Source organism: Rudanella lutea DSM 19387 (assembly GCF_000383955.1).
Taxonomy (GTDB): Bacteria; Bacteroidota; Bacteroidia; order Cytophagales; family Spirosomataceae; genus Rudanella; species Rudanella lutea.
In genome coordinates, this window is record NZ_KB913013.1 from 4,342,356 (window position 1) to 4,353,842 (window position 11,487).

General features: G+C 55.3%; 7 protein-coding genes. 2 read left to right on the forward strand and 5 right to left on the reverse strand.

Annotated elements, in window-relative coordinates; translation table 11 throughout:
- Positions 1 to 122: 122 nt before the first annotated feature.
- Genes RUDLU_RS0118025 through RUDLU_RS0118035 form a run of 3 tightly spaced genes read right to left on the reverse strand, consistent with a single transcriptional unit; the run spans position 123 to position 6,378 of the window.
- Entirely contained in the window at positions 123 to 1,613 is a 1,491-nt protein-coding gene (locus RUDLU_RS0118025; RefSeq protein ID WP_019989809.1) for a DUF1501 domain-containing protein, read from the reverse strand.
- Between the two features lie 4 nt (positions 1,614 to 1,617).
- Complete coding sequence (locus RUDLU_RS0118030) at positions 1,618 to 4,872, reverse strand: DUF1553 domain-containing protein (RefSeq protein WP_019989810.1); 3,255 nt, start codon at positions 4,870 to 4,872, stop codon at positions 1,618 to 1,620.
- Positions 4,873 to 4,887: 15 nt separating this feature from the next.
- The gene (locus tag RUDLU_RS0118035) at positions 4,888 to 6,378 is read right to left on the reverse strand and encodes a c-type cytochrome domain-containing protein (protein ID WP_019989811.1); all 1,491 of its coding nucleotides are present in this window, start codon (positions 6,376 to 6,378) and stop codon (positions 4,888 to 4,890) included.
- Between the two features lie 371 nt (positions 6,379 to 6,749).
- Between RUDLU_RS0118035 and RUDLU_RS0118040 the strand changes: the two genes are divergently transcribed.
- Together RUDLU_RS0118040 and RUDLU_RS0118045 are read left to right on the forward strand one after the other, a co-directional pair.
- On the forward strand, positions 6,750 to 7,145 hold the full coding sequence (locus RUDLU_RS0118040; RefSeq protein ID WP_019989812.1) for a hypothetical protein: 396 nt from the start codon (positions 6,750 to 6,752) through the stop codon (positions 7,143 to 7,145).
- Positions 7,146 to 7,587: 442 nt separating this feature from the next.
- A complete protein-coding gene (locus tag RUDLU_RS0118045) occupies positions 7,588 to 9,141 on the forward strand; it encodes a two-component regulator propeller domain-containing protein (protein WP_245581687.1) in 1,554 nt (517 codons plus the stop codon).
- Between the two features lie 178 nt (positions 9,142 to 9,319).
- Here RUDLU_RS0118045 and RUDLU_RS0118050 read toward each other — a convergent pair whose 3' ends face one another.
- Both RUDLU_RS0118050 and RUDLU_RS0118055 read right to left on the reverse strand, forming a co-directional pair.
- Positions 9,320 to 9,619, reverse strand: coding sequence for a helix-turn-helix transcriptional regulator (locus RUDLU_RS0118050; RefSeq protein WP_157580262.1), 300 nt, complete (start codon positions 9,617 to 9,619; stop codon positions 9,320 to 9,322).
- A gap of 52 nt (positions 9,620 to 9,671) precedes the next feature.
- A complete protein-coding gene (locus RUDLU_RS0118055) occupies positions 9,672 to 11,468 on the reverse strand; it encodes a DUF262 domain-containing protein (protein WP_019989815.1) in 1,797 nt (598 codons plus the stop codon).
- Positions 11,469 to 11,487: the final 19 nt, after the last annotated feature.

Here is an 11,487-nt window from a genome sequence, read left to right on the forward strand (position 1 = left end):
TCGGGGGTTAAAGGTAATTGTTTGGAGTGTATGGGGGGAGCGTTGCAGAGATGTCATCTTCCCAGCCGAGATGTCATCTTTCCAAACAAGATGACATCTCGGCTGGGAAGATAAGCCAGAATTCAACTCAGAATGCCGTTTATCACCTTGCCGTGTACATCGGTCAGGCGGAACCGGCGGCCCTGATATTTGTAGGTCAGCTGCTCGTGGTCCACGCCCAGCAAATGCATCAGCGTAGCCTGAAAATCGTGCACATGTACGGGGTCTTTCACAATGTTGTAGCTGAAATCGTCGGTTTGGCCGTACGAGATGCCCGCTTTCACACCCGCGCCCGCCATCCACATGGTAAAGCAGCGCGGATGGTGGTCGCGGCCGTAGTTGGTGGCCGACAGTTGCCCCTGTGAGTACACCGTCCGGCCGAACTCACCGCCCCACACCACCAGGGTATCTTCGAGCAGTCCCCGCCGTTTCAGGTCGACAATGAGGGCGGCCGTAGCCCGGTCAATTTGCCCGCACTGGTGCTTCATGCCTTTGGGCAGGCCCCCGTGGTGGTCCCAACCCTGATGGTAGAGTTGCACAAAGCGCACGTCTTTTTCGAGCAGTTTACGGGCCAGCAGGCAGTTGGCCGCGTACGAGCCCTTGTCGCGGCTGCTGGGGCCGTAGAGGTCAAATACCTCGTCGGGCTCGCGGGTGGTGTCCATCACATCGGGCACCGACGTTTGCATCCGGTAGGCCATTTCGTACTGCGCAATCCGGGCGTTTACTTCGGGGTCGCCCCAGCTTTCGTTCTGCAACTGGTTGAGCTGAGTGAGGTAGGCCAGCATCTGTTGGCGGTCGGTGCCGTCGTAGCCTTCGGGGTTGTTCAGAAACAGAACCGGGTCTTTGCCCGACCGAAACTGCACGCCCTGATGCTCGGAGGGCAGAAATCCGTTGCCCCATAGTCGGGCGTAAAGCGGCTGGTCTTTGGAGGCATCTTTCGACACCAGCACGATAAACGCGGGCAGGTTGTTGTTTTCGGAGCCAAGCCCGTAGCTCACCCACGACCCAATAGACGGCCGACCGGGCAACTGATGGCCCGTCTGAAAAAACGTGATGGCCGGGTCGTGGTTGATTTGCTCGGTGTACACCGACTTAATCAGGCACAGCTCATCGACCACCTGCGCCGTGTAGGGCAACAGCTCGCTTACCCAGGTCTGGTTTTTGCCGTATGGCTTGAACTGATACGCTGAGGGGGCAATGGGCAAGGCGGCCTGATTGGCGCTCATGCCCGTGAGTCGCTGCCCTTTGCGTACCGAGTCGGGCAGGTTTTTGCCGAGCATCGACAGCAGTTTGGGCTTGTAATCGAACGTCTCAAACTGCGAGGGGCCACCCGCCATAAACAGATACACCACCCGCCTGGCTTTGGGCGCAATTTGCCCCAGCCGGGCCGAAATCTGGTTGGCCATTGCCTCGGCGGGGTTGGCCACCGCGCGACCGGTTAGCAATCCACTCAGGGCTACCGCGCCCAACCCCGAAGCCGTGCGGAGCAGAAAGTCCCGGCGGTCGAGCTTGCGGTTCAGGTCCGAGAAGTCGCCCCCGTTGGGTCGAAAAGGTTCGTCGTGATGATGTGCCATGGGGTTAACGTTTGGTCAGGGTGGCGTCGGAGTTTAGAATCGTGCTGGCTACTACGGCATAGGCTGCCACCCCAGCCGGGTCGAGCGACGGGTCGCGTCGGTGACGCCCGGTTTTAAGCCAGCCGGTTGTTTTGGCGGGGTTGGCCTTAAACTTCTCAAATTCGGTTTGCTGGAGTTTAAGCAGCAGAGCCAGCTCGCGCTCGGCGGGTGTGCGGCCCGTCAGGCGTCGGTGGGCATCGGTAATGGCCTGCCGGGCGTCGGGTTGCCGGGCCATGTGTTCGCCCAGAACCCCGGCAGCTTCAACAAACGTCGGATCGTTGAGCGTTACGAGGGCTTGCAGGGGCGTGTTGGTGCGTTGCCGCCGAACCACGCAGCTACTCCGCGACGGGGCATCAAACGTGCCCAGTGTTGGGTTGGGCACCGACCGTTTCACCACTACATACAGGCTTCGGCGGTACACGGCATCGGTAGTGTCGGCCTTGTAAGTCATGCTGTTGATCTCCCAAAGGCCGTCGGGCTGGTAGGGTTTCACGCTTTTGCCGCCAAGTTTGGGATTCAGCAGGCCGCTCGCCATGAGGGCGTTGTCGCGGAGCATTTCGGCCGTGAGCCGGGTGGCGGGGCCGCGGGCCAGCAACCGGTTTTCGGGGTCACGCTCGCGCAGGCCGGCCAACGCCCGCGAATCCTGCCGGTACGTTGCCGACATCACCATCAGCTTCACCAGCCGTTTTACGTCCCAGTCGAAGTCCTGCGCGAAGGTTACGGCCAGCCAGTCGAGCAGTTCAGGGTGGCTGGGCAACTCGCCCTGATTGCCAAAGTCTTCGGTGGTTTTGACGAGGCCCGTGCCGAAGAAATTCTGCCAGTACCGATTCACGGCTACGCGGGCGGTGAGCGGGTGCCGGTTGTCGGTGAGCCACTGCGCCAGCCCCAGCCGGTTTTTAGGCAACGAAGCCGGAAACGCCAGAATCGACGCGGGCGTGTTCGGAAATACCTCCGGGCCGGGTAGGTCGTACTGCCCCCGGTTGAGCAGAAACGTTTTTTTCGGGCTGGGCATTTCCTGCATCACCATCAGTTCGGCAATGCGCCGGGTCGAGTCGCTGAAGGCCGTACGGCGTTGTTGCAGGGTTTGCCGGGCGGCCCGCACGTTGGTGTCTTCTACGGCAAGGTAGTACGCCAGCAGGGTGGCTTTGTCGGCCTCCGACAACTCGGCCGGGGCTTTGCCCGCCAGGTTAGCCCAGCTTGCTTTGCGGGCCAGCACCCGAATCTCAAATGGAGTAAGCGGGCGGTTGTACACCACCACATCGTCGACCTTGCCCCCCTTGAAACCGAGCCCCCGGTACCAGCCCCCAATTTGCAGGGCGGGCTCGTTCTTCTCGAAGAAAATGATGTCTTTGTAGAGCTGATCGATCACCGTTTCCATCGCCAGCTCAGCCCCGTCAAGGTAGAGCCGGAACCCCTCGGCCCGGCCCGACCCGTCGTAGGTCAGGGTGAGTTGCACCCATTTCTCGCGCGGTACGGGTTGGGTGCTCAGGCGCGTAATGGCGTTGGAGGGGGCCGTATGGGCCATTGTGATTTCGAGCCGGTTGTTTTTCAGCAGCAGGTGGTAGCCTTTGAAATTGTACAGCCGCTCGGCATTGCTTTTGTGGAAAATGACGCCCTCCTTAAACCCGTTCGGAAACCACGCCCGGATACCCACCGAAAACGGCTCCGACTTGCGAAACACACCCACATCGCGCAGGTCGGCGTAGGAGTCGCCGTTTAGTAGCAGCACTTTTCCTTGTGGGGTAGTCTCAAAAACAGGGGTATCGGCCTCGCCCGCGTCGCGCTTTATCACGCCTTTCTGCTTAGGGTTAAGGCTGTTGCGCAGCGAGTCTTCAAACGGATAATATCCCTGCAAACCGGCCTGAGGTAAGGTTTCGGAAGCCAGTTTGCGGTAACTGCCCGACGCCAGCCACTCGCTAAAGCCCGTGAGAGCGTCGCGCTCAGCCCTGCCGACGGCGGCTTCCTGCTCGGTAATCCCCGACTGCATAAACCGGATCAGGGCTTCTTCCTTGTCGGTTGGCAACAGTAAGGTGGGCGTGGGCAGGTCGTCGTTCCACGAAATTTGCCCGGCTTCCCGCACATTGTTGAAAAAGCTGTACAGCTCGTAGTAGTTCTTTTGGCTGATAGGGTCGTATTTGTGGTCGTGACAGCGCGCACACCCCACCGAAATCGCCATGAACGCATCGCCCAGGGTGTTGGTCCGGTCCATGACGTATTCAGTCTGGAATTCTTCTTCCACAATACCGCCTTCCATGTTTTGCGGATGCAGCCGGTTGAAGGCCGTAGCAATGAGCCTGTCGCGGTGGGCCGCCTTATCATCGTCGGGGCCCTTCATGAGGTCGCCGGCGAGTTGCTGATGCACAAACGTCCGGTACGATATATTGCGGTTGAACGCCCGAATAACCCAATCACGATAGGGCGACATGTCGCGCAGCCGGTCGACGGTGTAGCCATGCGAATCGGCAAACCGGGCCAAATCGAGCCAGTCGGTTGCCATTTTTTCCCCGTAGTGGGGTGAGGCCAAGAGCCGGTCGACCTGCTTTTCGTAGGCATCAGGGCTTTTGTCGGTCAGAAAACGGTCGATTTCGGCCGGGGTGGGGGGCAGTCCCGTCAGGTCGAGCGAAAGCCGCCGGAGCAGCAGCTCGCGGTTGGCTTCGGGGGCGGGTTGTAGTCCTTCCCGTTCGAGTCGGGCCAATACAAACCCGTCGATAGGGTTCACTACCCGGCCGGCAAGCGTGGCACTCAGGGTTGGCAGGGCTTTCTTCTGGGGCGTGACAAACGCCCAGTGTGGCTTGTAAACGGCCCCGTCTTTAATCCACTTGAGCAGCACGGCTTTCTCCTCGGCCGACAAACTCAGGTGCGACTCAGGCGTGGGCATTCGATAGTCGGGGTCGGTGCTCAGAATCCGGTGCACCACTTCGCTTTTGGCCCAGTTGCCGGGCTTGACAGCCACTTTGCCGGGACTTTCGGGCAGGGGGCCATACGCAGCCGAAGCCACATCGAGTCGCAGACCGGCCTTTTGCTTGGCCTTGTCGGGGCCGTGGCAGGCAAAGCACTTGTCCGACAACACCGGTTTTACGTGCTGGTTATAGTCCAGCTCAGCCGGTAATTTGGCGTAAGCAGAGGCTACGTCGGCGGGGAGTTTTACGTCGGTGCCGGGTGGCCCGGTGGGTATCCAGAGCGGCACACTACCAAACAGAAAAAGGAAGAACCGAAGCATACGTTTGTGTGGGTTTTAGAGCGCCTTGTTGGTATCGGGTTTGGCCAGCTGAAGCGTTCCGGTGTCAAGAATCAGGTCGGGTCGGGCTTTGCGAAGCCGTTCCACACCGGCCGGGGTGGTTTTGGTTTGCCACAGATACAGCACCTTCAGGTTGGGCAATTGCGCCAGTTGGGCCAGACCCGCGTCGGTCACGGCTGTACCGTATAGGTTTAACTGCTCCAGATGGGGCAGGGCCGACAAGTGCCCGAGGGCGGCATCGGTAATCGGGGTATTTTCGAGGTTGAGCCGGGTAAGGTTCGGAAACTGACGCAACGCCTGTATGTCGGCATCGCGTACGGGCTGATCGGAAAGCCGCAGCCGCATTACCTGCTGACCCACGCCCGTGAGCGCATCGAGCAGACGGGGCTCAAAGGATTTGACGTTCACAAAATTGGCCGACAGGTAGGGGCTGCCGTCGGTGAGCCGGGTGAGGGTCACCTGTTCGGACCGGAGTTTTTCGAGCACGGCCGGGGCGGGTGCCGCCACAGGGTTGGTCAGCAATCGGGCCTCGACGCTTGCGGGTGGGCTCGCTACCGGGCTACCTGCCGGGGGGAGAGTATTGGCGGGCAGGGCGGGCAACTCATACACCGGGTTGGCGGGGAGGGCATCGGTAGCTGCGGCTACCAGGCCACTACCGGTTGCCGCCGGGGCAATGACTTCGATTTGTTCCTTGAACGAAGCCCCTGTTTGTATCCAGTGATGAATCAGGGCGATTTCGGCCCGGCTCAGTTGCAGCTTGCCTTTGGGGGGCATGTGCATATCGTCGCCTTCGGGCAGCAGCAGATAGGTAAACAGTTTACTTTTTTGCGGATTGCCGGGAGTCAGGATTGAGCCATTTTTGCCGCCTTGCCGGATAAACGCTTCGGTGTCGAGCCGGAGGCCGCCTTTTTTCTTGCGTGATGAGTGGCAGCTGTAGCATTTGGTTTCGAGAACCGGCACCACGCGGTCGCGGTAGAGAAATGTACGCCGGATGGTGGGTTGCGCGGCTGTTGCGCCCGAATCCGTAGCGCGTATGGCCAGCTCGCCCACCGCTGCCGATCCAGTTGAGTCCATGTTAGTGGGTGTATCAGCTACCGACTTTGCCCCCGGAAAGAGGTAATCTTCGCCGTGGGTGAGATTGCCGCCGTAGTGGCCCGCTACCGTCAGAAACAGCACGGTAGCTGTAGCCAGTACCGGCCGGTAGCGTCTCAGAAAATAGGTGAGCGCCCCAAAACCGGCCGTAGCCAGCCCGGTCCATTGATGCCGCTGCACCAGATCCGCATCGTACTCGCCCGACTGCGCCAGCATCCAGCCTGCACCACACGCCAGCAGGGCCGACCCCGCGCCCAACCCCCACGCCAGCGACTCGGCCGCTTCGACATCGACCGACCGCCACCGGCCAAACACCATCAGGGCACCCGCAAACAGGAGAATGCCAATGGGCAGGTGAACCAGCAACGGGTGCAAATGGGCAATAAAATCGAACATGTGTATGGAACGTTTGCGGATATTAAGCGCCAATGAGGCCAAACTTACGTAAACTTAAGTTTTGGGCGTACGTGAGTAAAGTGCCCAATGAAGAAAGCATAAACCGGTGTTTGTTTTACCAGGCTGTCCGCCAATTTTCGTGCGAGAGGCCCATACACCACGAGTGGCAGACGACTCCCTCTGAAGAGCGACACAGGTATTTTATATGAAAAAAACGTAGTGGTGAGAGGGCGATAATTGCCTGAATGCGAGAAGGTAATGTTGGTTTGGGGTAATGGCGGGAAAGTCGATCGATTTAGTTTTTTGCTTACTTGGTGGTTAGACAAGGCTCTTTTTGCACTTAATTGCCCAATTGCCCACTAACACATTCGATGAGTACGATTAAGCGATTGCGTTACACGCCCACCACGGAACTACAAAAAACACTCGAACAAATAACCGATGAATTAGAACGACGCCGGAAACAGGCCGAAAGTTTACCCGACGAATTGCTGGTGCAGGATTTGCCTATTCGGGCCAACACCCGGAGCACGCTGTTTCGGGCTTATAAGCAGAACACACAGGCCGGCTATTTGGTCGAAAAGACGCTGACACTTCGGGAGCTGATGCTGCAACTACCACCCGGTTACTGGCTAAAATTCAAGGAGGAGTCGCCCCGGTTGTTCGATGAATTTCGCGATGCCCTGCGGCAGAAAAAGATTTATATCAATCAGGTCATTTCGATTGATATGGCGTCGGTAAATGACGATGCATTTGCTCAGTTGTGATACGTATGACCAAAGAAAGCGCAAGCTGGGATGCCCCGGCTTGCGCTTTTTCGTATAAAATCATCTGAAAAGTCTCTGAGGCTACAATTCCATCCGAAGTGTGGTTTGCTTACCTTACTATGGACAGTAAAACCTTGAAGCCTGTATAAGTAACTTTTACGTTTCGTTAACATTCTTTTGCTATCCCTCCGGTACATCTCCGAACAAAGCCTGGTAGGTTTGCTGACCACCGCAATGCCGGGCACCGTAGAGACGGCCCCCGCCGTGCCGTGCTGCCGGTGCAGCCCAAATTCGTTGATACCAAAAAGGGAAAAAGATGAACTACTTCCGCCTATACGCTCTGCTCGTACTGTCTGTTTGGCTTACTTCCTGCGGACAAAACCAGCCCAATAAAACACAGGAGTCCATCAAGACCGAAATCAAAGACATAGGTCCCAACCTGATGGTGCGTAATCTGAAAAAAGGCAGAGATGGCACCATTCTGATGGCGGGCCCCAACAATGCATCCTTTGGGGATGTGTTTCGGTACGATGCCCGCCTGCCCGACGAGCCGGGGAAATCGTTCACGAATCTTACCCGTAAACTGGGTCCGCACCAATTCTGGGATGTTCTGGAAGATCGACGCGGCAACCTTTGGTTCACGTCTACGGATGCCGGCGTTTATTATGACAACGGCAAAACCATTCAACATTTTACCACGAAGGAGGGCCTCGCCAGTAATTCGGTTAGGTCTGTTTATGAAGATAAAGATGGTATTATCTGGTTCGGCACTGCCGACGGAATCAGTCGCTACGACGGGAAATCATTTCGAAATTTCACCTCGCCAAACGCTCCCCTTTTTTATAAAGAAGGACATTGGAATCATGATATTCATACAATCTTAGAAGATAAAACCGGGAAATTGTGGGTAGGCACAAGGGGCGACGCCTTTGTGTACGACGGGAAAACGTTTACCACGCTGACCCATAAAGGCGAGCCTTTTCTCGACGTTTGGAGCATAATCGAAGATCGAAAAGGTACCATTTGGCTGGGCGGTTACAATGGCTTTAGAGTAGGCCGGACCGGTGGTCTCTATCGTTACGACGGCCGGACTTTTACGAAGGTATCGGAGCGAGGGGCATATGCGATAATCGAAGATAAAAAAGGAAATATTTGGACGACGGGCCCCGTAAATCCGGCCAATTGGACGGTTCAGGCACTTTCCCGGTACGAGGCAACGTCGCTCCATAGTGATACCCCCATCGTTACCGAGATCAAGTCGGGAAAGGCTTTTTTTGGGCTTCTGGAAGCGAACGATGGTAGTATTTGGTTTGGCGATGCGACCGGTGTGTATCGGTATGATGGAAGGACCATCACGGACTTTTACAATAAAGGGGGGCAGAAAAAATATAGCATCGATCCGAAGCAAAGCGCTATCGTATGGAGAGGGTCTATGCTACTGGGTGGATGGGAAGGTACTACGTTTCGGGGCGATGGTAGCCGTACGGGCAACGTCGGTCTGAAAAAGGGAGAATTGACCATCGAATCGGATCGCCGGAGCGACCGTCATTTGGTGGGCGGTACTGTTGAAATCGACATGACGACCATTCAGGAAACGATGGACGATCAACGTCCACGCAACAAGTTGCCCTCCTTTTTTGATGTAAAGAAATTCCCCCTTTCTACGTTCACTATTACGAAGGTTGAGCCGGAGAATGGGGCAAGTGCAAACGTTCCAACGGATGGAAGTATTCGGGTCACAGCGGAAGGTAATCTGAACATTACGGGTAACCTGACTATTGAAGGGATCACGAAGGCAGTTACCGTTCGGGCAAAAATGCACTTCAAGGACGGAATGGACGGAACGGTCGAGCTAAATGGTGCGCTGACCATTGACCGAACCGAGTGGGGTATCGATTCTGGCTCAGAAAAGTACTTTTTAAAGTCTGGTGATGGCACTATCTCCGACGACGTCAAGCTTTTTATCAAAATCGTAGCCAGGAAACATATGAGATAATCTCTTTGTAAGGAGCAACAAAAAAGCCTCTCAGTTTGCACTGAGAGGCTTTTTGAGCGGTGCGGACGGGACTGGGTGACTGTTTTGATTAACAGTTACTTACAGAGGTTGTCCGTCGGGTGTATCAAGAATGTATCATGAGCGTGTGTAGCGGGATAGGTGGTGGCTTGTAGCCAGGCTAACGTGAGTTGATAGTAAAGTTGACCGATAGCGCTTTTTCCAATCGAGCAAACATATCGAAGTTCAGTATTCGGTTTCCCCGGAATAACTGCGTGATGTGACCGGTTGACGTACCTAAGGCTTCAGCCAGATCGTGTTTCGTCATGCCTCGTTCGTCCATTATCCGTTCTACTTCACTCATAAAGCGGAACGACAGCAGCTGAGCGGCATCATCGCGACGTTCTTGGTCGGTTCGATTCTCGAACAAAACACTGAAAGTGGCTCTGATGGCTTGAACATTATTCCAATTCGTATCCATATTCAGCAACTTATTCGATGATAATATTCTCGCGAAAGCGGTTTATTATTCCTTACAAGCTAAAAAGCGCCACACAGGTATCGACCAGATACAGCGTTCGTTCGGTAATGTCTTCGGCTTTCCAAGTCTCTTTATGGGCCAGTGTTTCATTCAGGAATAAGCCATTCTGGTAACCAACCGGGTGGCCTTTCTTGTCTTTCCGATCCCGCTTTTCATTGAATGGCAGGTTGCCCAACGAACTGTTATAACCCGAAATGGTCAGGTTACCCAGTTTATGAGCGTGCTGTTCCTGAATTTGCCGGGCGGTAGTGGCGTCGCTGTCACCTACCATGCTGACCCACTCAGCCGGGAGGTTCTTCCCTTGAGGCAGAATATGCTCAATGGTCCAGACGTATTGGCCACTTTCCAGACGTCGCCATAGATCGGTATAGGTTTCGAGTGTCTGATGCGTCCGTTCGATGCTGCACAGTAAAAAGCGGGCCGCGTCGACATTGTCCTGATAGACGTTGCCCATGAGCTTCTGACGAAATAACTCATCGGATACATACCAAACAGGCTGACGTAAAAACGACCGGATATGTGCCTCCGTGGGTGTTTGTTCGTGCTGTCGGCACCAGTCGATTAGGTCGATAAATAGCTTGTCGAGGTCGCGTGTAGGGGGGGTATCGGTGATGTTACGACGCACGAAGAAGGTAACCAGCAAGCGTACAATGGCGGCCAGGTCGTTGGGGGAAAGGTCTGGGTAGTTGGCGACCAAAAACAACAAAAACGCCTGCGACGTGACTCCGCCAATACGCTGTAAATCGAGCAGAGCCTGAGTAACAAGGGCCGGATTGTCGGGGTGGTCCGGTCGTACCAGGCGGCCGTATAGCTTTGCTTTATCGTACAGGTTGTCGAAAATGGTACGAACATCGGCGTCAATCAATCGGGAGTAAATGTCCAGAATGTTGGAGCGTGTTGCTTTCGAAAAGCCTTTGACAGCGACCTCGGGCCGATACTTAAACGCATTGTAGTAATGCCGTAGATACCGCTGTTGGGTAGCCGAGTCGTCGGTCAGGTGGTCGAGTAGCCGGGTCCACCGTTCGAAGTTCTGATCCAGTGTATTGACGTTCTGCTTTTCGAGTACATCCAGCAACTTATTCTTGATCAGATCGAGCGCCGATAGAGGCTCACCCCGATTATTGAGGGTTTCAAACAGGGTAAACGCGTCGGAATGGCTGCTGACTTCGATTTTCACCATCGATGCCGCATTTAACTTTTCCAGAAAAGCCAGTACCGATGCCGTGTTGAATCGCATGATACCGTCTTCGTCGGTTTCGTTCAGGCGGCTGAGGAAATACCGATAGGCTCGTTCGATGCGTCGTTTGCCTACGTTGGCCAGCTTATCGACTTCGCGCTTCAACACACCCGCCTGATTAAGCACATACTCAAAATCGGGTAGGTTTTTACCCTGCAACGAGGGTTCGAGCCGCGTAACGGCCGGGCTGTTTTTCTGTATCAGTTTGTTTTGAATACCCGCCAGCTCCACCAGTATGTTAATGTCCGATTTATCGGCATGTTGGTTAAGCCAGGTGTACAACGCAGCAAAAAGTATCGAGGTGGTGGTCACGCGTTGCTGCCCATCGACCAGTTCGAGCCGCAGGGTTTGCAGGGCATCGGTGCTGTGGTTGATGCAGATGATCGACCCTAGAAAATGGCCTTTATCGTTTTCGAGAATATCGTCGAAAAGAGCCTCCCAGTTATGTTGCTGCCAAACGTACTCGCGTTGGTACTTGGGAATAATGTATTTGTTATTCTGGTCTGGATTGAAAAGAATGGAAAGGGGGTAGTTGCTGGCGGATTGAATCATGAAAGCATTGAGGATTTTT